18 protein-coding genes are annotated in these 23,926 nt (G+C 68.8%); 3 read left to right on the forward strand and 15 right to left on the reverse strand.

Features of this window, described 5'->3' with window-relative positions:
* Positions 1 to 35: 35 nt before the first annotated feature.
* From pks13 to QP029_RS03225, 10 genes are all read right to left on the reverse strand, one after another.
* Entirely contained in the window at positions 36 to 4,877 is a 4,842-nt protein-coding gene (gene pks13, locus QP029_RS03180) for a polyketide synthase Pks13 (RefSeq protein WP_432418715.1), read from the reverse strand.
* A 194-nt stretch (positions 4,878 to 5,071) separates the two neighbouring features.
* Positions 5,072 to 6,922, reverse strand: coding sequence for a FadD32-like long-chain-fatty-acid--AMP ligase (locus QP029_RS03185; protein ID WP_284875423.1), 1,851 nt, complete (start codon positions 6,920 to 6,922; stop codon positions 5,072 to 5,074).
* Positions 6,923 to 7,094: 172 nt separating this feature from the next.
* Positions 7,095 to 8,006, reverse strand: coding sequence for a cutinase family protein (locus tag QP029_RS03190; protein ID WP_284875424.1), 912 nt, complete (start codon positions 8,004 to 8,006; stop codon positions 7,095 to 7,097).
* 4 nt (positions 8,007 to 8,010) lie between these two features.
* Positions 8,011 to 8,556, reverse strand: a complete 546-nt coding sequence (locus QP029_RS03195; RefSeq protein ID WP_284875425.1) for a hypothetical protein — start codon at positions 8,554 to 8,556, stop codon at positions 8,011 to 8,013.
* A 2-nt stretch (positions 8,557 to 8,558) separates the two neighbouring features.
* Entirely contained in the window at positions 8,559 to 10,496 is a 1,938-nt protein-coding gene (locus QP029_RS03200; RefSeq protein WP_284875426.1) for an alpha/beta hydrolase-fold protein, read from the reverse strand.
* Between the two features lie 391 nt (positions 10,497 to 10,887).
* Entirely contained in the window at positions 10,888 to 11,916 is a 1,029-nt protein-coding gene (locus QP029_RS03205) for an alpha/beta hydrolase (RefSeq protein WP_284875427.1), read from the reverse strand.
* 206 nt (positions 11,917 to 12,122) lie between these two features.
* Positions 12,123 to 14,096, reverse strand: coding sequence for an arabinofuranosyltransferase AftB family protein (locus tag QP029_RS03210; RefSeq protein ID WP_284875428.1), 1,974 nt, complete (start codon positions 14,094 to 14,096; stop codon positions 12,123 to 12,125).
* A 62-nt stretch (positions 14,097 to 14,158) separates the two neighbouring features.
* Entirely contained in the window at positions 14,159 to 15,118 is a 960-nt protein-coding gene (locus tag QP029_RS03215) for a decaprenyl-phosphate phosphoribosyltransferase (RefSeq protein WP_432418716.1), read from the reverse strand.
* A gap of 80 nt (positions 15,119 to 15,198) precedes the next feature.
* On the reverse strand, positions 15,199 to 15,702 hold the full coding sequence (locus tag QP029_RS03220; RefSeq protein ID WP_284875429.1) for a phosphatase PAP2 family protein: 504 nt from the start codon (positions 15,700 to 15,702) through the stop codon (positions 15,199 to 15,201).
* Positions 15,699 to 17,639, reverse strand: a complete 1,941-nt coding sequence (locus tag QP029_RS03225; protein WP_284876138.1) for a glycosyltransferase — start codon at positions 17,637 to 17,639, stop codon at positions 15,699 to 15,701. Before QP029_RS03225 ends, QP029_RS03220 begins: the two co-directional genes overlap by 4 nt.
* Positions 17,640 to 17,770: 131 nt before the next feature.
* Here QP029_RS03225 and QP029_RS03230 point away from each other — a divergent pair, with 131 nt between their 5' ends.
* Both QP029_RS03230 and QP029_RS03235 read left to right on the forward strand, forming a co-directional pair.
* Positions 17,771 to 18,664, forward strand: a complete 894-nt coding sequence (locus tag QP029_RS03230) for a DUF5129 domain-containing protein (RefSeq protein ID WP_284875430.1) — start codon at positions 17,771 to 17,773, stop codon at positions 18,662 to 18,664.
* A complete protein-coding gene (locus tag QP029_RS03235; RefSeq protein WP_284875431.1) occupies positions 18,589 to 19,242 on the forward strand; it encodes a hypothetical protein in 654 nt (217 codons plus the stop codon). Before QP029_RS03230 ends, QP029_RS03235 begins: the two co-directional genes overlap by 76 nt.
* Positions 19,243 to 19,257: 15 nt before the next feature.
* On the opposite strand, the gene QP029_RS03240 is transcribed toward QP029_RS03235, so the two are convergent.
* From QP029_RS03240 to QP029_RS03255, 4 genes are all read right to left on the reverse strand, one after another.
* Positions 19,258 to 19,896: a three-helix bundle dimerization domain-containing protein gene (locus QP029_RS03240; protein WP_284875432.1), complete on the reverse strand. Its 639-nt coding sequence runs from the start codon at positions 19,894 to 19,896 to the stop codon at positions 19,258 to 19,260.
* Between the two features lie 234 nt (positions 19,897 to 20,130).
* The gene (locus QP029_RS03245) at positions 20,131 to 20,541 is read right to left on the reverse strand and encodes a VOC family protein (RefSeq protein WP_284875433.1); all 411 of its coding nucleotides are present in this window, start codon (positions 20,539 to 20,541) and stop codon (positions 20,131 to 20,133) included.
* The gene (locus QP029_RS03250) at positions 20,538 to 21,083 is read right to left on the reverse strand and encodes a phosphatase PAP2 family protein (protein WP_284875434.1); all 546 of its coding nucleotides are present in this window, start codon (positions 21,081 to 21,083) and stop codon (positions 20,538 to 20,540) included. The genes QP029_RS03245 and QP029_RS03250 overlap by 4 nt, the downstream gene beginning before the upstream one ends.
* Before the next feature lie 15 nt (positions 21,084 to 21,098).
* Complete coding sequence (locus QP029_RS03255; RefSeq protein ID WP_284875435.1) at positions 21,099 to 21,740, reverse strand: arsenate-mycothiol transferase ArsC; 642 nt, start codon at positions 21,738 to 21,740, stop codon at positions 21,099 to 21,101.
* A gap of 343 nt (positions 21,741 to 22,083) precedes the next feature.
* Between QP029_RS03255 and QP029_RS03260 the strand changes: the two genes are divergently transcribed.
* Positions 22,084 to 22,368, forward strand: coding sequence for a hypothetical protein (locus tag QP029_RS03260; protein WP_284875436.1), 285 nt, complete (start codon positions 22,084 to 22,086; stop codon positions 22,366 to 22,368).
* 239 nt (positions 22,369 to 22,607) lie between these two features.
* On the opposite strand, the gene glf is transcribed toward QP029_RS03260, so the two are convergent.
* Positions 22,608 to 23,807 carry a UDP-galactopyranose mutase gene (glf, locus tag QP029_RS03265; protein WP_284875437.1) on the reverse strand — a complete coding sequence of 400 codons (1,200 nt, stop codon included), beginning with the start codon at positions 23,805 to 23,807 and terminating at the stop codon, positions 22,608 to 22,610.
* Between the last annotated feature and the right edge of the window lie 119 nt (positions 23,808 to 23,926).

Genomic DNA, 23,926 nt, shown 5'->3' on the forward strand with positions numbered 1-23,926 from the left:
CCACTCGATTCACCAGTCGATTCCATGTCTGATTTCTAGCTGTCCAGCTCCTCGATGCGCCGGGTCATGTGCGCGCCGACGACGCCGATGGCCGGCTCGTCGGGGACCGCGAGGTGGTCACCTGCAAGCTGGACGATATCCAGTTGATCAACGATAGCCGACCAGCCGCCGTCCGGGTCAATCGAGGCGTAGGCCGGTTCCAGTTCGATGGCGCCGTCGTGCATCCGCTCGGAGCGGAAGAGCAGGACGGGGACGTCGACATCGGCCCAGCGTCGGAAGTCCAGCTTGTCCAGGATGCGGTTGTCCACGAAGGAGGCGCGCTGGTGCTCGAGGACACCGGCGGCCAGGCCGTGGGCGGAGGCGTCGGTGGTGGCGAGGAACTGCTCGAGCATGCCGAGCATGGCCTCCTCGCCGGCGGTCTCGAGGATCTCGAAGGGGACGGGGAAGTCGAGGCCGTAGGTCTTCTTCGCGAACTCGCTGTAGCGGGTCCAGCGGGCCTTCGTCTCCTCCATGGTGTCCGGCACCGGCTCGGACGGCTGGGTGGTGTCGAGCAGCGCGATGTAGGCGATCTCGACGTCGGTGTCCTTGAGCTGGTGGGCGACCTCGTAGGCCAGTGCGCCGCCGAAGGACCAGCCGCCGAGGACGACTGGCCGACCGTCGGCGTAGCGGCGGATCTCATCGAGGTAGGCCGCGGCACGGTCCTCGAGGCTGCCCTCGAGTCGTTCGACGCCGTAGACGGGGACGTCCTCGGGCAGGCGACGCATGAGCGGCTGGTAGACCACGGTGGAGGCGCCGGCCGGGTGGAACATGAACACGCTCGGGCGGGTGGCACCCTCCTGGCGGGCGCGCAGGACACGGATGTTGCCCTCGACCTCGGTCTCCAGGCCCTCGCGGACGATGTTGGCCAGCGGTTCCAGGGTGGACACCTCAAGCACCTGCTGCGGGGTGATCTCCAGGCCGGAGCGTTCGGTGAGGCGCTGCGCGATCTGCGTGGCGGTGTCGGCGTCGATCGTCGGGAGTGCGCTGGTCACGCCGGCCGGTGCCGTGCCGGTGATGGACGCCCAGGCGCCGAAGACCATGCGCTCGGAGGCGTCACGCGGGGCGACACCGACGCCCGTGGCATCCTCCGGGCCGTCCTCGGCGCCGGGGGCCGGGTCGGTCGAGTCGGCGACCTCGCGGGCCTCGACGACGGCGTCGACGGACATTACCGGCTCCATGAGCGGGGTGCCCTCGCCGGCGGCGGTCTTCGCCGCCACGGCCTCCTCGACCATGGTGACGACGTCGGCCACGGAGGCGTCGCGAAGCGCCTGCACCTGCAGCGGCGGAATCTGGAAGTCGTTCTCCACGCGGTTCTTGATGCGCATGCCCATGAGGGAGTCGAGGCCGAGATCGATGAGCGGCAGCTCGCGCGGCAGATCATCGACGTCGTAGCCCATGGACTCGGAGACGATGGTGCGCAGGCGGTCCTCGACGGATTCGCCGGAGGCGGGGTCCCAGCGGACCTCCTCGACCTCGATCTCCTCGGGGAACATCGCGGCGGAGGCCGGGGACTCCTGCGGTTCCTGCACACCCGGGGTGGTGCGCGGGGTGCCGAGGTTGAGCGACGTCGCGAAGCCCTCCGCGAGCAGCGAGGTGACGCCGGTGTCGGTGACCTGGTGGACGGCGATGGACAGCCCGCCGATGGTGCGGGTGACCACGGTGGTGATCTCGCCGGCGGCCGGAAGCATGGCGTGCTCCTCGGCGGCGACGAGCTGGGCCTCCGGTGCGACGGTCTCGGCCGCGCGCTCGAGCAGGGCGAGGGCGGAGGGCACCTGGTCGGCGTTGGTGGTGAAGGCGGTGACGCCGCCCGGCAGGGTGACGCGGGTACCGGGCAGGTCGGCGCCGCGGTGGGACGACGGCCGCGCGTTGGTCCAGTAGCGCTGGTGCTTCCACGTCAGGCCCGGGGCCGGCAGAACCTCACCGTCGCCGTGGGCGAGGCCGAAGTTGACGGGCTGCCCGGCGGCGTAGAGCTTGGCCAGCAGGTCACGGACGGATTCGGCGGTGGGGACCTTGCGCTTGAGCACGTAGAGCAGCTGTGCGTCGGGCTTGCCCACACTGAACGCCGTGTTCATCATGCCCATGATGGCCACCGGGTTGGGGGCGATCTCCACGAGGATGGTGTGGCCGTGCGCGAAGGCCTGCTCGGTGGCGTCCTGGAAGAACACCGGCTGGCGGGTCATGCGCAGCCAGTAGTCGGCGTCGTGGACGGTGGTGCCGGGCTCGTGCACCACGCCACGGTCGACGGAGCTGTACAGCGGGACGGTCAGTGGCCGTGGGGTGACCCCGGCGACCTCGAATCCGAGCTCGCCGAGCAGCGGCTCGACGGCCGAGGTGTGCCCGGCGCCCTTGACGTTGAGCAGGCGGGCGAACTTGCCCTCCCCCTCGAGCTTCTCGACGAGCGCGGTGACCGCCGGCCGCGGTCCGCCCACCGTGGTCATCCCGGGGCCGGCGTACACGGCGGGTTCGATGTCGGCGAAGGTCTCGTCCGCCTCGCCGAGGGACTCGAGGTCGGCGGTGGACAGTTCCACGACGGCCATGGCGCCGAGCTGATCCTCCGGCAGGGACTTCTCGCCCTCGCCCATGAGACGGGCGCGGTGGCAGGCGATGAGCATGGCGTCATCGGCGGTGATGCCTCCGGCGGCGTATGCCGCGGCGATCTCGCCCATGGACATGCCGACGACGGCCGCCGGGGTGGCACCGTACGCGGCGAGCAGGTCGGTGAGGGCGATCTGGATGGCGGTGATGGCGACCTGGGCGGTCTCGGTGTCGTAGGTCTGCTCGTCGTCGCGGATCAGCTCGAGGACCGACCACCCGGACTCCAGGTCCACGCGGGCGTCGAGCTCCTCCATGCGCGCGAGGAACAGCGGGGAGAACTCGATGAGCTCCTTGGCCATCTTGCGGTGCTGGGACCCGAAACCGGAGTAGACGAACACGGGGCCGACGGCGGCCGGGGAGTCGGCGGCGGCGATGCCGACGGAGATCTTGCCGTCGGCCACCTGGCGCAGGCGCTTGACGGCGTCCTCCACCGTCTCGGCGCTGACGACGGCGCGGGAGCGGCCGTGGTTGCGGCGGGCCAGTGAGCGGGCCAGCGGCACGAGGTCGGTGTCGGGGCGGCCCTCGAGAAACTCGGCGAGATCCTCGGCCGCCTGTCGACGCCGCGACGGCAGCAGGCCGGACACCGGCAGCGCCACCGCGGTGGGGTGCTCGGGGTCGGTGAGCTGGGACTCCTGCGCCTGGGCGGGGGCGTCGTAGTCGGCGGGGTCGAAGGATGAGACGACGACGTGGGCGTTGGTGCCGCCGAAGCCGAAGCCGGAGACGCCGGCGATCCGGCGGCCGGAGTACTCGGGCCACTCACGCGGGTCCTGGACCACCTCGAGGCGCTCGGCGTCGAAGTCGATGTAGCGGTTCGGGGCGTCGAAGTGCGCCGACGGCGGGATGACGCCGTGAGTGAGGGCCTGGACCACCTTGATGAGGCCGGCAGCACCCGCCGCAGACTCGGCGTGGCCGATGTTGGACTTGGCGGAACCGAGCAGCGTCGGGTGCTTGAGCTCGCGGCCGCGACCGAGGACCTCACCGAGGGCGGTGGCCTCGATGGGGTCACCCAGGATGGTGCCGGTGCCGTGGGCCTCGACGTAGTCCACCTCGGCCGGGTCGACCCCGGCGTCGTCGTAGGCGCGTTCGAGGACGTCGATCTGGGCATCCGGGTTGGGGGCGGTGAGGCCGTTGGAGTGGCCGTCGGAGTTGACGGCGGACCCCTTGATCACGGCGAGGATGTCGTCGCCGTCGGCCAGTGCGTCGTCGACACGCTTGAGGATCACGGCACCCGCCGCATCGGCGCGGACGAAGCCGTCGGCGTCGTCGGAGAAGGCGTGGATGTGGCCGCTGGGGCTGATGACGCCGAGCTCGCCGAACGCCGTGGAGACGAACGGGGAGGCGAGGATGTTGACACCGCCGGCGACGGCGACATCGGCGTCACCGTCGCGCAGGGCACGCACCGCCTGATGGACGGCGACGAGTGAGGAAGAGCAGGCGGTGTCCACCGACACCGAGGGGCCGCGGAAGTCGAAGGCGTAGGAGATCCGGTTCGGGATGATGGAGCTGGCCGTGCCCGTGAGCGCGTACGGGTGCGCCTCCGCCGGATCGGCGGTGATGAGCATGCCGTAGTCGTTGTTCGAGGAACCGAGGAACACCCCGACCGGGGTGCCGCGCAGGTCACTGGGAGCCAGGTGGGCGTTCTCCAGGGCCTCCCACGTGACCTCGAGCATGATGCGCTGCTGCGGGTCCATGTTCGCCGCCTCCAGCGGCGACAGGCCGAAGAACTCGGCGTCGAAGGAGGAGATGTCGTCGAGGTAGCCGCCGGTGGTGTTCTGCTCGGCCATCTTCCGGGCCATGACCTCGTCGCCGAGGTACTCGGACCAGCGGCCGATGGGCAGCTCGCCGGTGCCGTCACGGCCCTCGACGAGCATGGTCCAGTACTCGTCGACGTCGTTGGCGCCCGGGAAACGGCCCGCCATGCCGATGATCGCGATGTCGTGGGTGCCCGGCGTCGCCGCACCGGAACCGGTGTGGCGGCTGCGGGGGCGGGTGCGTTCGCGGGTGGCCGGCTCCCCGTCGATGAGGCGCTGCGCGAGCGCGTCGATCGTCGGGTACTCGTAGGTGATCGTCGCGTCGAGCTGCACGCCGAGCAGGTTCTCCAGCTCACCGGACAGGACGACCGCGTCCCGGGAGGACAGGCCGAAGTTCTCCATCGGCTTCGCCCCGGTGATCTCCTCGACGGGCAGGCCGGTGGTGGCCGCGACCCAGTCGCGGAGCCAGCCTCGGAGCTGTTCGACGGTCATGGTTCCGACGCTCTCAGACGACTGGCTCTCACTCATGGGGTGTTCCTTTTCCAATGACGTTCCAACGGCGGTGTATTGGCGGGGAACCCGCCGGAAGGCCCGCCCCTGATGGGCGGGCCCTGATTATCCGCTGGAGAGTTGTATCGCCGGTGTGCTGCTGCGTGTTACACCGGCGGCGGTGCGGATCCGGGCCACTAGCCCGCGAGGTAGGCCTTCTGCACCACGCGACGGGCGATCTTGCCCGCGGAGGAGCGGTTGATCTCGTTCGGGCCGACGAAGCGGATGTCCGCCGGGGTGACACCGTGCGCGGAGGTCACCGCGGCACGCACGGCCTCGGTGGCCGCGGCGTCACCGGAGGCGTCCGCCTTGTCGTCGCGCTCGATGACCAGGATGAGCTTCTCCACGTCATCGCCCTCGACGGAGAAGGCCGCGACCGAGTCCGGGCGGACATGGTCGGTGGCGTTCATGACGGTGAACTCGATGTCCTGCGGGTAGTGGTTACGGCCCGCAATGACGATGAGGTCCTTGAGGCGGCCGGTGATGTAGGTGTGGCCGTCGACGATCACGCCGAGGTCACCGGTGGCCATCCAGCCGTCGTCCGGGGCACCGTCGACGCGGGAGCCGTCGGCCAGGCGCTCACCGAGAGTGTTGTGGAAGGTGGCGGCGGTCTCCTCCTCGCGGCCGAGGTAGCCGGCGGCGAGGTTGTCGCCCTTGACCCACAGCTCGCCGACCTGACCGTCCGGCAGCTCGGCGCGGGTGGCGGGGTCGACGACGGTCAGCGCCTGCGGGCGGACGACCTGTCCGTTGGAGGCGAAGGCGACGGCCTTGTCGGAGTCCTTGTCCACGGTGACGGCGGTGCCCTCGGCCAGCTGATCGCGGTCGAAGTAGGAGATGAGCGGGCGCTCCGTGGTCTGCGGGGTGGTCACCAGCAGGGAGGCCTCCGCCAGGCCGTAGGACGGACGCAGGGCGGTGCGCTCGAGCTGGTACTGGCCGAAGGTGGAGTAGAAGGACTCCAGGGCCTTCTCGGTGACCGGCTCGGAACCGATGATGATGCCGTCGACGGCGGAGAAGTCGTAGGTCTCCCCGTCCTTCGGGGCGCCGTAACGGGCGGCCAGCTCGAGGGCGAAGTTGGGGATGACGGTGTAGACGGACACGCCGTCGTCGCCGTCACGGCGGGTGAGCTGCTCGACCCAGCGCTTGGGCTGCTGGATGAAGTCACGCGGGGTCATGATCTCGTTGGGCAGGCCGAGGATGGTGACGAAGGTGGCCAGGATGATGCCCATGTCATGGTGCAGCGGCAACCAGGACACCAGGCGCAGCGGGGTGCGCAGGCGGGCCGCGGTGAAGATCTGCAGCACGTTGGTGAGGATGGAGCGGTTGGTCAGCAGCACGCCGGCCGGGGTACGGGTCGAGCCGGAGGTGTACTGCAGGAACGCCGGCTGGTCGACGGGCATGGTGGTCGCCGAGGCCATGAGCTGCTGGCCCTGCAGCGTCATCATGGGGTTCATGTAGGACGGGGCGAGGGTGTCCGGCAGGGTGTCCACGGCGATGATGCGCGGGCGCTCCCGGGAGGGGATCTCGGTGAAGTGTTCGCGCACGGCCTGGGCCGAGCCGGTGTTGGTGAGCACGAAGGAGGGCTCGCAGTCCGCGAAGACGGCCTTGAGGTGGTCCGCGTGGCCGGGCTCGGAGGGATCGTAGAGCGGCACGGGGGTCATGCCGGCGTACAGGGCACCGACGAAGCCGAAGATGTACTCCGGGGAGTTGTTCGCCAGGATGGCCACCCGGTCGCCGATCTTGCCCACCTGCTGCAGGCGGGCGGCGACGGCCTTGATGCGGGTGTTGATCTCGGTGCGGGTGAAGTCCACCGGGGCGCCCTCGCGGGATTCGGAGAAGTCCCAGAAGCGCAGGCAGGGTCGTTCACCGCCACCGAGCTGCAGATCGCCCTGGTACATCAGCTCAGCCAGTCCGGCGAGCGTGAGCTGGGGAGCGAGAACGATCTCGCCCTTGTCATTGAAGAACTGGCTCATCGCCGCTTTCAGATCCATGCTTCTCCTTCTGTGTGCCGTACCGTGCCTTGCCGGCGGCGGTGCGGTGCGGTGGTGCTGTGGTGGTGGTGAACTGTGTCTATATGGTTTTACGTGCCAACGTAACAGAGCGGTCCCGCCACCTGTTAGTCCATCGTCGTGACAGTTCCGTTACCTCTAGAGGTTACCTGGCTCACTGGTCGATGAGGCCGGTGGCCCAGTCAACGATCCAGGCGTTGGTGGTGGTGCCGGGAATCACGTTGGGGTTGCTGGCGTACTGGGCGTGGACCCCGTTCGCGGCGGCCAGCTGCTGGGCCCGCTCCAGAGCGTTGCCGACACCCAGCGGGGCATCACAGATGCTGTCGTCGGGGGCGCAGATGTCGAAGGTGCGGTCCTGCAGGGAGCCGAAACCGCCGTCGCGCGGGCCGCGCATGGTGGCACCGGGGACGATGGGCTGGACGAGCAGGTTGAGGGCCTCGAGGGAGACCTCGGCACCGACGCCGGCGACCGGGTTGCCGGGGACCTGGCCCACACCAGGTTCCCGTCGTCCGTCCGCGACCAGGGCAACACCCCTGATGCGGTCGGCCGGTACAGCGCCGTTGTCGTGGCCGATCCTGTTCACCGCGTCACCGATGATCACCGCGCCCTGGGAGAACCCGGCGAGGATGAAGTCGGTGTACGGACACTGGTCGTGCATGGTAACCAGCTCGGTTTCCAGGGTGGCCAGGCCCTCCTGGCGGGACTCGTCGTAGGTCATCTCGTTCGGCGAGTTCACGCTGCGGAACTGCGCGGTGTACGGCAGGGTCCACACCTTGACGTCCTCCGGGGAGTAGCGCTCCTGCAGCGGCTGGGTGACCGAGAGCATGAAGCTCCACGGGTTCGCGGTGGGGTTGACGGGATCGTCACCCTTGGCGGATTCCCAGGTGCCGGGCGCGGAGATGAACTCCACGGCCGGGCACCAGTCGGGCTGCAGCAGCTCCTCCACCGGTTCCTCCGCCTCCGGGGGCAGGGGAACGTCGGTGTTGGTCCGGAACCACTGGATGGCTCCGACGCCGAGGACGAGCACCAGGATCAGCACCGCCAGGACGGTGAGTACTTTTCTCATTGCTCTAGCAGTACGCCTGACGCGCGTTATCCACAATCAGCTGCGTCAGTTCCTCGGCGGACTTGTCGGTGCGGCCCTGTTCGACGAGCTGCCCGGCCACGGCCGGGACGGTGGCCTGGTCGATGCCGGTGCCCTCGGGGTTGCAGACGACGGTGGCGGTGCCGATGAGCTGGTCCTCGACTCCGGCGACGTCGATGTCCTGGTCGGTGAGGGCGCCGAGGTAGTCGACGTCCTGCGGGGACCGCGCGGCCTCCTGGGCGGGGACCTCGTCAACCTCGCGGGCGCCCTGGTCCTGGGGCTGCGGTGCTGCGGGGCGGTCGGGGCCGGGCTCACGTGAGGAGGATGCGGCGGCGGACTCGTCGGCGTCCTCCGCCTCCTTCTCGGAGGATTGTTCGGAGCTGGCCTCGGTGGACCGCGGGGCACGGTCGAGCGGTGCCACGGAGGTGGCGGTGGCCCCGGTGTCCTCGACGGTGGCTCCACCGCAGGCGGTGAGGCTGAGGGCGCCGATGAGGGTGGCGGCGATCAACCCGGTTGTTACCGGTGTACGCATGATTAGTTCAGATCCTCCTGGACTCGGCCGAAGATCTCGCGGATGGTGCCGTTCTGGAATTCGACGACCTCACCGCCGGCGGGGATGGCGGCGTGGTCGGCGGTCGGGTAGCCGAACTCGCCCTGCTCCCAACGCTTGGCACCCCAGGCGTCGAAGATCTTGCCGTACTTGATGACGTGGGCGCCGGTGCCGGCGGACCAGTAGATGTTGCCGTTCTGGAACTCCTGGAAGGCGCCGCCGCGGATGAGCTTCTCATCGGAGGTGGGGAAACCGAGTTCGTGGGCGGCGGTGCCCAGCTCGCCGTACTTGGCGGCGATGGCGCCGCGGACCCAGTGGTTCTCCCCCTCCGGGGTACGGACGACGGAGCCGTTCTGGAAGGGCTGGACGAATCCGCCGTTGATCTCCTCGGCTGCACCGGTCGGGTATCCCAGCGGGCCGCCCTCCCAGCCGGTGGTGCCCCAGTAGTTGAACATGTCGCCGGGGATCTCCCAGGCGTCGGTGCCCACGGTCCAGTAGATGGAGCCGTTCTCGAAGTGGACGTAGCGGCCCTTGCCGTCCGGGGTGGTCTTCTCCCCGGTGGTGGGGAAGCCGAGCCAGCTGGATGGTCCGCCGACCGCCTGGTAGCGGGCGTGGATACGGCCGAAGAGGGCGTGGGCGCCGGTGTCCGGGGACCAGTAGACGGAGCCGTTGCGGAAGTCCTGGCGGGCGCCGTCGTCGCCGACGGGGTATTCGTTGGTCACGCAGCCGCCGATGGTGCCGCTCACGTTCGCGGCCACCGGGGCGATGGCGCCGCCCGTGGTGCAGTCGACGCCGCGGTCGTCCTCGGAGAGCTGGAGGGCGTTGGCGATGTGCGGCCAGGCCTGGGACATCTCGAACTGCCAGTAGGGCCAGGCGTGGACACCGGAGGGGCGGAAGTGGACGATCGGCTCGACCCCGGCCTCCCGGGCCTTCCGGACGAAGGTGTCGCTGGTCATGCGGGACAGGACCTCGAGACCGATGCCGGCGGGGTTGGCCGGGCCGGTGGCCACGGACTCCGGTCGTCCGAAGTCGTCGGTGCCGGAGCCGGCGGAGACGTAGACGGACATGTCCTTGAGGTTCTCGATGCCGTACTTCGGGTCGTGGTCGATCCAGTCCTGGTGGTTCGGCGGGCCCCACATGTTGTCGGAGTTGTAGCCGCCGGCGTCGGCCTGGGCGGCCTTGATGGCGGCCGGCATGCCGGTGGAGGTGGTGTCCAGGTAGCCGGAGAAGGAGCCGACGAAGTCGAAGATGTGCGGGTGGCGCTGGGCGAGGTTCATCGCGGCGGTGCCGCCCATGGACAGACCGACGACGGCACGCTTCTGGTTGGAGCGGAAGCCGTTGTCCAGGGTGGGGATGAGCTCGTTGATGAGGAAGCTCTCCCACATGTAGTGCTTGCCGTTGTCGGGCCGCTGCCAGTCGGAGTAGAAGGAGGACTCGCCGCCGACCGGGAGGATGACGTTGACGTTCTTGTCGGCGTAGAACTGCGCGATGTTGGTCTCGATGGTCCAGCCGCTCTCGTCCTCGCGGGCGCGGAGGCCGTCGAGGGCCCACACCTCCGGGAAGTCGCGGTCGGGGCTGGAGTGCCAGTCTCGCGCGAGGAGCATCTGGACCTGGATGAGCTCGCCGGGCATGGCGGCGGACTTGATGAAGATGGCGATACGACGATCCGTGATCCACTCGACGCGGTCGACCTCGACGCCGGCGGGGAGGTTGTCCACGCTCGGGTACTCGGTGGAGATCGGGGTGCGCTGCGGCGGGTCGGACGGGCGGATCTGGTCCGAGAAGGAGCTGCCACTGCTCTGGGCCGTGGCGGCCGGGGCGAGCGAGACGCCGAGGGCGAGAGTGGTCGGGAGGACGGCGGCGGCCAGCCAGGCGCGGTTGCGGTGGCGGCGCTGTGGGGAACGGGATGCGGTGTCGCGCATGTGGAGGGTCCTGGTTCTCTGTGATGGAGGTCGGTGTCGCGGTTCCGCCCACGGACGAGGGCACGGGCCGGTGCAACGCCGCAGGGTGCGCGGGGCGTCAGCGTGGGCCCCGGGGTTCCCCTCCCCCGGGATCTCTCGCTTGTCGACGCCCGCGTCACTCACCGCGGTGCTGTCCCGGCCACCGTCGTGCGTGGTCGGATGCCATATTCGGTTCTGTCGCCTGTGCGGGATCATCTCCTCGACCGGGTGTGGGCCCGGCCGCGGGTACGTCCCGCAGGTCGAGATCAACTTTAAGTTGAACTTGAGAGTTTGGGTGGGGACACACCGACGGAATGTGCCCGAAAGAACAAAATGGCCCCGGAGGATGTCCTCCGGGGCCGTCTCGTGGCACTTACCAGGCGTTCATCACGTCGAGGACGCGCGGCTTGGTCTTGTGCAGCTGGCTACCGAACTGGGTCCAGTTGTGGATGCCGGTGACCGGGTAGTCGGCGGTCGGGTTGAGGCCCTGCAGACGGGCCTTGCCCTCCCACAGGTGGGTGGAGACGCGGGCGAGCATCTCGAGCGGTGCGCCGGAGAGCTTGAGGTTGGCCGGGTAGTGGGCGTCCTCCGGGCCGGGGATACCGGTGGCGGCGGAGATGTAGACGTCGGTGTTGGCCAGGCCGCCCATGTTGAGGAACGGGTCGTTCTCGTAGCGACGCGGCTCGATCATGGTGCCGTACATGGCGTTGAGGTTGAAGCCACCGGCGTCGAGCAGGGCGACGCGCATCATCGTCTGCATGCCCGGCATGGTCTGGGTGAGGTAACCGGACCAGGACAGGGCCTGACGGAACTGGCCCGGGTGCTTGGCGGCCAGGTTGAGGGCGGCGGTGCCACCCATGGACAGACCCGCGATGGAGTTGTTGTTCGGGGCGACGCCGAAGTGCTGCTGCAGGTAGCCCGGCAGCTCGTTGGTGAGGAAGGTCTCCCACTGGTAGGTGACCGGGTTGTTGAGGTCGTAGGTGGCCGGGCCCTGCCAGTCAGCGTAGAAGGAACCGGCACCGCCGACGGGCATCACGAGGGTGATGTTGGTGTCGTTGTAGACCTGCGGGGCGTTGACGTCCACGGTCCAGGCGTTGGCGTGGTTGGTGGCGCGCAGACCGTCGAGGAGGTAGAAGCCGGCGTTGCCGCCACGGCCGGCGGGCTGCACCTGGACGGTGATGTTGTGGCCGGTGGACGGGGAGTACACGTCACAGCGCTGGACGCCGAAGCCGACGGCGTCCCAGTCGCAGGAACCGGTGGCGTCGGGGCGCAGCCAGCCGCGGTTGTTCGCGTTGGCGGTGCCGGCGCCGACGGTCACCATGAGGGCGAGTGCGGTGGCGACGGCGGCGATCACCGCGATGATCATGAGGCCCGCGCGGCGGGCTCCGGTCTGGTAGGTCATTGTTCTCCTCGGCTCAACGGTCGTGCTCTGGACGCACTGTGGATCTATCGGGGTCTATCGGTGCCGGCTGGACATTCGTTAACAGTCCGAAACAGTCCCGGACGCTCCGGCCCACAGGCGGTTCCACAGTCAGCTGGAGACAGCATAGACCAGATTGTTTCCGATTACTCATTTGTTTGTTATCGGTTCGTGACCATTTTGCGGTCTCACCTGCGCGGTTCGGCATTTATATTCATCGGCCACGCCACGGGGGTGGCGGGGTCTGTGGGGCCGAAATCCTCGATGACCTCGTCTGCGTCGAGACTGAATTCCAACGTACGTCCCGCTGTGAGCGAAAAAGCCAGATTGTCCAGGAACCTGGACATGGTCATCGGCGCCCGGTAGGTGGCGAACAGCTCCGCCATCTCCGGGGTCTGCAATGCCTGGCGCGCCTTGGCCACGGCGTCACTGTCGTACCAGGGCGGCAGATCCTCGAGGGCCGTCGCCGTGTCCGCCGCCTGCCAGTCGAAGGGCAGCCACTTGTCGTGGCCGACGCGGGCGTCCGGGTCGCGGGGCTGCCGGGCGGCGAGCGGGGTGGTCAGGCCCACGGTGTCCAGGACGCGCAGCTCCAGCGGGGCGTTCATGCTCGTCATGCCCAGGTTGAGGTGGTAGACGGTGGGCGGCAGCTGGCTGAGCCCGGACGGATCCTCGGCGGGCGGCTCCGCGGGGCGGGGGCTGATCCCCCAGGAGTAGCTCTCCTGGTCCAGCCGGAACTGGTACATCAGGGCCGCGTCCTCGTCGACGGTGCGGGTGGCGGTGTCCACGTAGTCGTTCATCGCCAGGGCGCTGCGGAAGTCCTCGGCCACCAGCGGCGGGTCCCCCTGCTCTCGGAAGGTGGCGTAGGCCCAGAAGTCCCGTTCGTCGACGATGCCGAGGTCGCCCTCGTACTCCGTCTCCCAGTCGAGTTCGTGGCCGTCGATGACGGTGGCGATCCCCCACCAGGACACGGCCACGACACCGGCGCCGAGGAGCACGTCGAAGATCCGCCGCGGATGGGTCAGGTCGATGACGGGGACGACGGCCAGCGGGAGCAGCAGGGCGAAGATGGGCAGCAGCAGCATCCGACCGTGCATGAAGTCCCCGCCGACGCGCAGGACATAGAGCAGGTGCAGGGTGCCGGCGAGCAGGATGAGCACCACGCCGACGGCCGGGGTGCGCAGCGGGGAGCGGTCGTCTGCGGAAGCCGCAGGGGGCGCGTCAGAGACGGACAGTCGCCACAGCATCACGGCGGCGACGGCGAGCACCAGCGCGAGGGCGACCCACAGGTGGTAGGGGTCGGCGAGGTCGCGCAGATAGTCCCATCCTTCGGCCCACTGGGCGTCGCCGGCGGACTTGGCCACGGCGGTGTGCGGGGTGATCAGCCCGTAGTAGCCCATCCGGAAGATCTGGTACGCGGCCGGGATCGGCAGTGCGGCGGCGAGGATGAGGCCGCGGACCCGCCAGGAGCGGGCGGCGAACAGGAGCAGGAGGCCGACGAGACCGCCGTAGAGGGCGAGTTCCGGGCGGACGAGCCAGGACAGACCCGCCCAGGCGGCGACGCCGTAGACGATGAGGTCCCGGTCACCGCCGGCTTGGTGGCGGCCGACCGGGCGGGCGGGCTGCGCCCACGTCATGAGCAGGAGCCACATCACGGCGATCCAGCAGACGCTCAGTCCCCATTCCAGGCCGGAGGTGGCGAAGTCCCGGGCCGGCGGCAGCGCGAGGTAGACGAGGCCGCCGACGGGCAGGAGGACCAGGGCGCGGTGGCGGCGGTGGAGCAGGGTGGTGCCCCACGCGGCCGCGGCCAGTGCGATGGTGGTGAGGATGAGCGCGAGCCACATCGCGATGATCTCCAGGCGTGCGTCCGTGACCAGGGCGACCAGGTAGATCAGGTACTGCCACAGGGTGGAGGTGTTGGCCTCGACGCGTTCACCGGCGTTGAAGACGGGGCCGTTGCCGGCGAGCAGGTTGCGGACGGTGCGCAGGACGATGAGGCCGTCATCGCTGATCCAGCGGCGGGTCCAGCCGCCGGTGAAGGCGAGGACGCCCAAGATGATCGCACTGACGCCGCCGGTGAGGGCGGTGACGGATACCCGGCTCGCCCTCGTGGCGGACCTGGTGCTGCCCGCCCGGCGGCCGCCCTCCCGAACAGCTGTGGTCATGGTGGCAGATGTTACCAGGGGGAAATATCCCTACAGGTATCGCAGGAGCTACCTGGCCGGATCTAGAGGGCGGGCACGAGGTAGACCGCCATGACGATGCACACGATCCACAGCAGGGCCAGGGCCTGGAGCACCCGGTCGGACAGGGCCATCTCGTCCGGGGCGCCGCCGTGGCCGCGGTCGACGTCTGCGGCGTAGCGCAGGATCGCGATGGTGAACGGCACCATGGAGATCTGGTACCAGACGCCGGCCATGCCCTCGACGGAGTTGGAGAGCTGGAAGCCCCACAGGGCGTAGCTCATCACCACGGCGGTGGCGGCCAGGGTCCACACGAAGCGCAGGTAGGTCGGGGTGTAGCCCTGGAGGGAACGGCGGATCTTCTTGCCGGTGCGCTCGGCGAGCAGCAGCTCGGAGTAGCGCTTGCCGGAGGCCATGAACAGCGAGCCGAAGGCGGCGACGAGGAGGAACCACTGGGACAGGTCGATGCCGGCGGCGACACCGCCGGCCATCGCGCGGAGCATGAAGCCGGAGGACACCAGGGCGATGTCGATGACCGGCAGGTGCTTCCAGCCGAAGCAGTAGCCCAGCTGGAGGGCTATGTAGACGGCGACGACGGCGGCCAGGCCCCAGCCGGAGGAGGCGAAGAAGGACAGGCCGACGGCGGCGACGATGAGGATGACCGCCATCGCGTAGGCCAGGTTGATCGGCAGCATGCCGGAGGCGATCGGGCGGAAGCGCTTGGTGGGGTGCTCGCGGTCCGCGTCGACGTCCTTGGCGTCGTTGACCAGGTAGATCGACGAGGCGGCGAGACAGAAGACGACGAAGGCGAGGAGGACGTCGAGAAGCGTGCGCCCGTCGAGGAGCGCCTCCGCGCCGGCGGCGGCGGGGGCGGCGACGACGAGGACGTTCTTGACCCACTGCTTCGGGCGCAGCGACTTGACCATCGCGTCCGCCAGGTTCTTCGGGGGCTGGCGCTTACGGGTGTTGTCGATGCCCTCGGTGTGCGGCTCGGAGTAGAACAGCCCGGTGGGCTCCTCCTCGCCGTTGGGGCCGGCGATCTGGCTCGCCGGGGTGGATCCCGGTTCGTTCTCCCTGCTCACGCTCACGCGGTCTTCCTCTCAATCGTGTGGACGGCACGGCTGGTCGCGATGCCCAGGGCGGCGCCGACGATCGTGTCGGTGGGGTAATGCACTCCCAGGACCATACGCGAGATCATCATGACCGGAATCCAGGCCAGCGGCACCGTCGAGCCGGTGATCTCCGTCAGGGAGGTCATCGCGGCGGAGGTGGAGGTCGCGTGGGAGGACGGGAAGGACAGCCGGGACGGGGTGCCCACACCGACGCGGATGCGCGGGTCGTGGGGGCGGGTGCGGCGGACGATGCGTTTGATCACCACGGATGCGGCGTGCGAGGTGAACGCGGAGACGCCGAGGGCGGCCCACTGGCGGCGGCGCTCCCGGTCGGCGGCCATGCCCACGGCGGACAGGGCGAGCCAGCCGAGGGCGTGCTCGCCGACGTGTGACAGGGCCCGCGCGGCCGGTAGGACGCCGGGGCGGTGGGCGATGGTGCGCTGGAGACCCAGCAGGAGATCAACCTCGGTGCTCACCGGAAGATCTCCCCCCAGGACTCGCGGCTGACCAGGTCCGGCAGGGCGGCGCGGTAGGCGTCGCGGAGCTCGTCGAAGCGCTCGGCGACCTCGTCCTGCAGGCCCCAGGTCTCGGCGAGGAGTTCTTTCGCCCTCGCGCGGTCGCGCTTGCGGTAGGCGACGCCGTTGTTGCCTGCGGTGGTGACGGTCGCGCCGTCGAGACGCGAGAGGGTGAACCAGCGGGCCTGGTCCGGGGAGAGGTTGGCCTGCGGTACGTCGTGGTGGCGCGGGTCCTCCTTGCGCAGCGAGTGCTTGAGGCCCTTGAGCAGCCAGTTGACCTTGCGGACCTTGTTGAGGCGACCGCCCTTGTCCTTCATGGGCACGCCCGGCGCGCCGGAGGCGGTGGGCAGGTCGGCGGCGGTGGGCAGGACCACGGCGTCCGGGTACTCCTTGCGGATCGCGGCGATGCGCGGCAGGGAGGACTCGAGGATGTCGAAGAGGTGGTCCGGACCGGCGAGGAAGTCCCGCATCGCCTCGATCTGGATGGCCAGGGTGGAGTACTCCAGGCACATGACGTGCTTGAAGGTGGACTTGCGCAGGGAGGTGATGAGGCCGTCGACGGGGCCGTCATGGTTGAGGGCGGCGACGATGAGGCGGTTGCGCAGGTGGAAGTAGGCCTGCCAGTCGATGGCGTCGTCCTTGTCGGTCCACGCCATGTGCCAGATGGCCACGCCGGGCCACGTGACGGTGGGGAATCCGGCCTTGGCGGCGCGCAGGGAGTACTCGTTGTCGTCCCACTTGATGAACAGCGGCAGCGGCTGGCCGTTGGCCTGTGCCACGACCCGCGGGATCATGCTCATCCACCAGCCGTTGTAGTCGACGTCGATGCGGCGGTGCAGGTCGCGGGAGTTGACGGCGTCCGGGTCCTTCTCGTCGCGGGGGTCGCCGAGGTAGTTCAGCGGGTAGCGGGCGAAGTCGTGGTCGGTGACGGCGTGCTGGGCCGGGCCCCACATGAAGTCGGCGCGGTTGACGATCTCACCCATGGTCCGCAGCTGGCTGCGTTCCTGCAGGTTGAGCATCTGGCCGCCGACGATGATGGGGCTGGCGGCGTAGCGGGCGACCTGGATGGAGCGCAGGATCGACTCGGGTTCGATCTCGATGTCGTCGTCCATGTAGAGGATGAACGGGGACTCGGCGGCACCGGCCGCGCCGTCACCGAGGGCCTCGTACATGATGCGGGAGTAGCCGCCGGAACCTCCGAGGTTGCCCTGGCGGAACTCGTGGAAGCGGTCACCGAAGTGGGCGACGGCCTCGTCGTAGCCGGGCTCGTCGGCGGGGTGCTGGTTGCCCTGGTCAGGCATGATGACGGCGTCGATGGCGGCGTCGACCAGCGGGTCCTCGGCCAGGGCCTGCAGTGCCGCGACGGCGTCGGCCGGGCGGTTGAAGGTGGGGATGCCCACGGTGGCGCGCTTGTCGAAGGGCCCGACCTGCGTCCCGTCCGGCATGGTCTGCGGACCGGGGGCGACGTCGGCGTACCAGCCGGCCTCGGTGATGGTGGTGGTGGTCTCCGCGGTGACGTCGAACCACAGCCAGCCACCGTCCTCGAAGTGGGACAGCGGGATGCTGAACTCGACGATGTCGTCGGTGACCAGCTGCCCGTCGACGGACACGCGGGTGCCGTCGATCTTCGAGCGGTAGACGTCGACGCTGGCCTGGCCCTCGACGTTCATCCGCAGGAGCACGTGGTCCAGCTGGGACCAGCGGCGCCAGTAGCTGGCGGGGAAGGCGTTGAAGTAGGTCTCGAAGGAGACCTCCGCGCCCGCCGGAACGGTGACGGTCACGCGGTCCGCCCAGGTCAGGCGCTCCTTGTTCTGCTCGGCCTCCTGCAGGTAGAGGCTGCGCACGTCATGCGGCTCGCCGCGCCTGGGCAGCAGGATGCGCTGGAGCATCTCCCGCATGTTTCGGTCTCCGGTGTCGTTCACGGTTGGTTGACTCTGCCTTTCGACGACTGATCTTCGCATCAAGGGTAATGGCCCCGGCCCGTTTTCCGCGCTGCACACGCTCCCCCCGGCCCCGTATCCTCGGGCGCATGAGACGTCTCCTCCTCGCCGTGGCAGCCGCTGTCACCGTCGCCGCGGGTTCCGCTCCGCTGCTTGTCGACGCCGCCGTGCCCGCCACCGCCGCCACGCCTGCGCCGGCATCCGGGCAGGTGACGGCCCCGGCGGCCCAACGGTCGGTGGAGATCGTCGACCTGGCGGGCGAGCTGTCCGAGTCCGATGAGCGGATGCTGGGCAACAAGACCCCGGAGATCACCCTGCCCGCGGATGTGACGCAGGTGACCTACATTCTGTTCCCGGACAATGACGACAATCTCAATGACACCGTCCGCGCCTTCGCCGAGGATGAACGCTCCGACCTCATCACCGCCGAACGGGACAAGTGGGCCGAAGGCCAGCTCATCGTCGCCGTCGGCCTCGACCCGCGTCGCATGGGCGTGTACTGCGGTGATGACGTCTGTGCCTCGGTGGGCATCTACGACTCGGGGCGCCTCGACGGCATCCTCGACCGGATGGAGGGCCCGCTGCGCGACGGCAACTGGGCCGCCGGCCTGCTCCAGGGCGCGATCGCCTCGGGTGACCCGTCCGCCCGGCGCGACGGCGGTTCCGGTGGTTCCGGTGGCTCCGGTGACGGCGGTGCCGGCTGGCTCGGCTGGGCCATCGGCGGCGGCACCGGCGCCCTCGCCCTTGGTGTCGGCGGTGTGGCCGTCGCGTCCATGCGGCGCAAGCAGGTCGCCGACGCCCGGGACCAGTTCGACGAGGTGCAGCGGGACTACGGTCGCGTGGCCCAGGATCTGCAGGCCATCGACGTCCGCGCCCACTCGTTGACCTCTCCCTGGCCAATGACGCATTGCGCGGGCAGTGGGAGGACGTCAAGACCGGCTTCCTCGGCCTCAACACCACCTTCGACGAGCTCGACGGGTTGACCGCCGACTCGGACGACGCCGAGTTCCGGCGCCGTCGCACGGCGATCGCCACTGCCCACGAGCAGGTCACCCGGATGAGAACCGCCGAGGAGAACATCGAGACGCTCGCCCGGATGGAGCACGGCGACGCCGAGGTCCGCCGCCGCGAACTCACCGAGATGCACGAGGACGCCCTCGCCGCGCAGGTCTCTCTCGAGGATCCCACCCTCAAGGAGCAGCTCGGGGCCCTGGACTCCCGGATCCTCGACCTGCGCTCCCGACTGGATTCGCCGACGTTCATGGACGAGTTCGCCGACCTCATCAGCGCACACCGCGTCTTCGTCGAGGCCGCCCAACGTCACCTCTACGCCGAGTCCGGGGTCGACGAGTCCGAGGATGAGGACCGCCGGGCGCCGGCAGTGTGGGAGTCGAGCTGGCGGCCGGGCTACGGCTACGGCAACTACATCCCCTTCGGGATCGTCCACTCGTGGCACTCCCAGGACCAGCAGGCCGCCGAATCCGCGGCCTCCTCATCCTCTGCGACGACCGGGTACTCGGGCGGCAGCTTCTCCGGCGGCGGCGGGTCGCGGGGGTTCTAGCTACTTCCAGCCTGGTTAAGCCGCGAGGCGCTCGGCGTCACGGGAGACGACCCGGACGTCCAGGTCGGCGAGCAGACGGCCGACGGCGCCCTCGAGCTCATCGGCGAGGCGACGGCCGGTCTCGATGTCCATGCCCTCGGTGGAGGCGACGTGCCAGTGGACGTAGCGGCGCCCCGGCAGGTCGGCCTCCTCGTCCATGCCCAGGTAGACGACGACGTCGGGGGCGTCCAGGGTCCGGTCCTGGCGACGGGTGACGGTGGAGGCGTGGTCGAGGCCGCGCTCGTCGATGATCCACTCGATGAGGGAGTTCTCGCGGTTCTCCGGGTGAGTGTCGGCGACGGTGGCCACGACGGCGTTGTCGGAGAGGCGGCGGGCCAAGCCGGCGGCGAGGACGGCGACGGCGGCGTCACCGCGGTGGGCGAAGAGGATCCGCTTTCGTGGCGTACCGACGTCCCCGTGGGTCCACAGGTAGTGCTCGATCCGCTCGGACGCCTCCCGGGCGACGAGGACAGGCAGGAAGTCGGTGACGGTCGCGGTGGCCTCGTGCTCGGCGATGACCTCGTCGAGGATGGTGTCGATGACCTGCGAGGCGCAGGTGTGGCCGTAGCGGCCGTAGAGGTCGCGGCGGACGAGGGAGAAGGTGGTGTCGATCATGGGGATCACTCGCTTTCGTTTCAGTGTCTGCTGGGTCGGTCCGGGAGGTTAACTCCCGGCACCTTTTGTTAACCTAGCGTTCACCTTAGCCGAGCGAGCTGGGATTCTTCAACATCCGTCCTGGGAGTTTCGGCACGCGCTCCACATTTTCGCAGGTCACAGCCGTTCATTTTTCGTTAACTTAAGCGACACGTCACGTTCCCCTTCGGCGTGTCGCCGGTCACGCCACATCCATCATCCCGCAGCGAGATTGAACATCCACCGAATGCCGAAGCGGTCCCGGACCTGCCCGTACACCGAACCCCACGCCTGATCCGCCAACGGCATGAGTACCTCACCACCGTCCGCGGCCAGCGCCTCGAACCACTCGAGCGCCGCCGGGGCGGGCACGTCCGAGCCGATGCACAGGCTGCGCGAGGGGTCCCCGTCGCCGGTGCCACCGGTGTCCTCACAGTCCGAGGCGAGGACGCTCCATCCGCCGTCGATGGTCAGGTGGGCGTGCATGATCGTCTCCCCCGCGTCCGGGATGCCGAACTCGGCACCGGTGAGCAGGTCGAGGTGTCCGCCGAAGACGGAGTGGTAGAAGGTCATCGCCTCCCGGGCTGTGCCGGGAAACTGCAGGTAGGGAGTCATCCAGGTGGTCATGCGCCGATTCTAGGCCGCCACATCCACCCCGTGACGGCGAGCGCGACCCCGGTTCCCAGCGCGATGCCACCGACGATGTCGGTCAGCCAGTGGACGCCCAGGTACAGGCGCGTGAGGCAGACGATCCCCGCGCCCACCCACACACCGGTGACTCCCCGGCGGTGTCGCGGCCACCACCACAGGGTGAGCACCGCCGCCACCGCCGCCACCCCGGTGGCGTGACCGGAGGGAAACGCCGGGCTCGTCTCCACGATGAGGCGGTACACCTCAGGTGGGCGTTCCCGGCCGATGAGTGCCTTGAGCAGGTGGCTGGCCAGGTTGGCGGCGAGGACCGCCGCCGGCAGGAGCCACACCGCCCACCGCCGGGTGCGCCCGTAGTCGACCATCGCGATGAGAAGCGCGAGGACCGCCATCGCGGTAGGGCCGGTCACGGTGGTCACAGCGACGGTGACGTCGGTGACCATCCCCGGCAGCTGCCCGGGCAGGGGCGCGAAAAAGCCCCAGACGGCATCGTCTGGGGCGAATCCGGAACCGGGGTACACCGGTCAGAGTGTAGATCAGGCGGCGTTGAAGTTGGTCTTGCCCAGCTCGTCGAGCAGGTTCTTGACGTGGGCCTCCACGTCGTCGGCGATCTCGCGGACCTTCTCGATGGGCTGGCCGGCCGGATCGGCGATGTCCCAGCGGACGACGCGGTCACCCGGGATGCCCGGGACCTCGTCCACGCCCATGAGCACGACGACGGACGCGCGGTGGACCGTGCGCGGCACGATCTCCTTCTGGTACATGTGCCCGGTGGGCACGCCACGCTCCTGCAGCACCTCGAGGACCTGCGGGTCGATGCCGCCGGAGGGATTGAGTCCGACGGAACGGACGAACACCCGGTCACCCACCGCCTGGTGCGTGATGGCGGAGGCGAGTTGCGAGCGGCCGGCGTTGCGCTCACACACGAAGAGGATCTCCGGACGCGCGGTACCGCTACGACCGGCGGCCTCGGCGCGCTGCTCCAGCTCGGAGGAGACCTCGCGCTCGACGGTGACCGGGAGGAACGTCTCGATCTTGGCCGTGGCCTTGGCCTGCGCGATCTTCTCGTCGAGCAGCGCGTCGATGGTGTCGGCGTAGAAGTACTGACCGTAACGGCGGTGCATGTCCTCGCGGACGATGGCGAAACGGTCGGTGATGTTGCTGCCAGGAGTGATCATAATGTTCACGCTTTCGTTGTTGTTAACCTGGCGTTAACTTTACCGTCCCGGCACGTTCACCCACAAGTCCAACCGGAGCAAAGAACGAGCCCTTCAGAATGGGCTCCCGGGATTACCCCCAGGGACCGCCCTCTGGCGCTCGAAAACTAGCCATACGATCGCAGCAACGGACGGTTCCCGCCCTCCTCAGGGCACCACAGACTGACCTGGTGGCACCCTCCACGTGTTTCCATACCTGGCCGGACTCCCCCCTTCAATCGAGCGAGAGTACGCAGCTGACGCGGTGGTAGCCGACCATCCGCTTCTGGCCACACACAGGACGAAGCTCCCTACAGTCCGTGTTATGGGACTGTTGAGAGCGATTGATTCACTGACTGAAAAGGCCGACCGTCGCATGCGGAGAACCGCCTTCTACCAGCCGGAGATCTCAGCCAGTAGGGAAGTAATCGGAGAAGACCCCGGGAGGACCAGGGAAGAGATCGACCAGGATTTGGCGGAACTGGGACTTCCGTCGGTCATGGAGAATGGAAAGGCCTTCGTGAAGTCGCTTCCAGTTCTGGTCCCTCTCGTTGTGGGCCTCGCTGCCCTGAGCAGTATCAGAAGATTCTTCGTCCGCCGACAACAGTGACCAGAACGTCGGGGCAGCCCGGGCCGCCGACATGTACTGATTTCCCAGATCTGGGCACGTTGATCGTCCCGTGCAGATGCCCGGGCGGATCAGTGACCGCACGTCGAGTGCGGTGCCCTTTATCGGAACTGCAACGCAGACGCGCATGAGGGCGGTGATTGCATGACCCGCTCACCACCGACCCCCTTCCGCATGCGGCGGGCCGCCACCGGAGACCCGGTCAGCCAAGAGCAATACGGCTAGTGCCCTCTCTCCTGCTCCAGGGCCACGCCCTCCTCATAGAACGGCACGAGCTTGTTCTCGAACAGGGTGAGCGCCGACGCGATGGCCATGTGCATGTCCAAGTACTGGTAGGTGCCCAGGCGGCCACCGAACAGGACCTTGTTGTCGCGGGCCTCGGCGGCGGCGAGCTCGCGGTAGGCCAGGAGCATCTCGCGGTCGTCGGGGGTGTTGATCGGGTAGTACGGCTCGTCGCCTTCCTCGGCGAAGCGGGAGTACTCCTTCATGATCACCGTCTTGTCCTTCGGGTACACGTCCTCCCGCTCGGGGTGGAAGTGACGGAACTCGTGGATGCGGGTGTAGGGGACCTCGGCGTCGTTGTAGTTCATCACCGGGGTGCCCTGGAAGTCGCCGGTATCGAGGACCTCGGTGTTGAAGTCGAGGGTGCGCCAGCCGAGCTGGCCGGCGGAGTAGTCGAAGTAGCGGTCGAGCGGGCCGGTGTAGACCACCGGGGCGTCCGGGGACGCCGAGCGGAGCTCATCCCGGACGGAGAACCAGTCGGTGTCCAGGGAGACGTCGATTAGCTCGTGCTCCGCCATGCGCTCGAGCCAGGCGGTGTAGCCGTCGACGGGGAGCCCCTCGTAGGTGTCGTTGAAGTAGCGGTTGTTGAAGGTGTAGCGCACCGGCAGGCGGGTGATGTTGGCGGCCGGCAGGTTCTTCGGGTCGGTCTGCCACTGTTTGGCGGTGTAGTCGCGGATGAACGCCTCGTAGAGGGGGCGGCCGATGAGCGAGATCGCCTTCTCCTCCAGGTTGGTGGCGTCGGCCGAGTCGATCTCGGAGGCCTGCTCCTTGATGAGCTCGCGGGCCTCGTCCGGGGAGTGGTAGCGGCCGAAGAACTGGTTGATCAGGCCCAGGCCCATGGGGAACTGGTACGCGGTGCCGTCGTGCATGGCGAACACGCGGTGCTGGTACCCGGTGAAGTCGGTGAACTGGTTGACGTAGTCCCACACCTTCTTGTTGGAGGTGTGGAACAGGTGCGCACCGTACTTGTGGATCTCGATGCCGGTCTCCGGCTCTGCCTCCGAGTAGGCGTTGCCGCCCAGGTGGTTGCGGCGCTCGACGATGAGCACCCGCTTGCCCAGCTGGCTCGCCGCCCGCTCCGCCACGGTCAGGCCGAACAGGCCCGAGCCCACCACGATGAGGTCATAGGTATCCGTCATGCGGACCAGGCTAATCGACGCCCCACCCCCGCACCGTGCGCAACACCCACCCCGCGTCCGCACGCCCGCGCCTGCGGCGCGACACGCCAGACGTTCTGAGTCACACCAGTACCACTGAG

It is taken from the genome of Corynebacterium suedekumii (assembly GCF_030252185.1).
Classification (GTDB): domain Bacteria; phylum Actinomycetota; class Actinomycetes; order Mycobacteriales; family Mycobacteriaceae; genus Corynebacterium; species Corynebacterium suedekumii.

What these genes read in the sequence shown, in the direction of transcription:
- pks13 (WP_432418715.1), bottom strand. Translation starts at nt 4,877, where the DNA reads ATGACCGTCGAACAGCTCCGAGGCTGGCTCCGCGACTGGGTCGCGGCC.
- QP029_RS03185 (WP_284875423.1), bottom strand. Translation starts at nt 6,922, where the DNA reads ATGGATCTGAAAGCGGCGATGAGCCAGTTCTTCAATGACAAGGGCGAG.
- QP029_RS03190 (WP_284875424.1), bottom strand. Translation starts at nt 8,006, where the DNA reads ATGAGAAAAGTACTCACCGTCCTGGCGGTGCTGATCCTGGTGCTCGTC.
- QP029_RS03195 (WP_284875425.1), bottom strand. Translation starts at nt 8,556, where the DNA reads ATGCGTACACCGGTAACAACCGGGTTGATCGCCGCCACCCTCATCGGC.
- QP029_RS03200 (WP_284875426.1), bottom strand. Translation starts at nt 10,496, where the DNA reads ATGCGCGACACCGCATCCCGTTCCCCACAGCGCCGCCACCGCAACCGC.
- QP029_RS03205 (WP_284875427.1), bottom strand. Translation starts at nt 11,916, where the DNA reads ATGACCTACCAGACCGGAGCCCGCCGCGCGGGCCTCATGATCATCGCG.
- QP029_RS03210 (WP_284875428.1), bottom strand. Translation starts at nt 14,096, where the DNA reads ATGACCACAGCTGTTCGGGAGGGCGGCCGCCGGGCGGGCAGCACCAGG.
- QP029_RS03225 (WP_284876138.1), bottom strand. Translation starts at nt 17,639, where the DNA reads ATGCGGGAGATGCTCCAGCGCATCCTGCTGCCCAGGCGCGGCGAGCCG.
- QP029_RS03230 (WP_284875430.1), top strand. Translation starts at nt 17,771, where the DNA reads ATGAGACGTCTCCTCCTCGCCGTGGCAGCCGCTGTCACCGTCGCCGCG.
- QP029_RS03240 (WP_284875432.1), bottom strand. Translation starts at nt 19,896, where the DNA reads ATGATCGACACCACCTTCTCCCTCGTCCGCCGCGACCTCTACGGCCGC.
- QP029_RS03245 (WP_284875433.1), bottom strand. Translation starts at nt 20,541, where the DNA reads ATGACCACCTGGATGACTCCCTACCTGCAGTTTCCCGGCACAGCCCGG.
- QP029_RS03255 (WP_284875435.1), bottom strand. Translation starts at nt 21,740, where the DNA reads ATGATCACTCCTGGCAGCAACATCACCGACCGTTTCGCCATCGTCCGC.
- QP029_RS03260 (WP_284875436.1), top strand. Translation starts at nt 22,084, where the DNA reads ATGGGACTGTTGAGAGCGATTGATTCACTGACTGAAAAGGCCGACCGT.
- glf (WP_284875437.1), bottom strand. Translation starts at nt 23,807, where the DNA reads ATGACGGATACCTATGACCTCATCGTGGTGGGCTCGGGCCTGTTCGGC.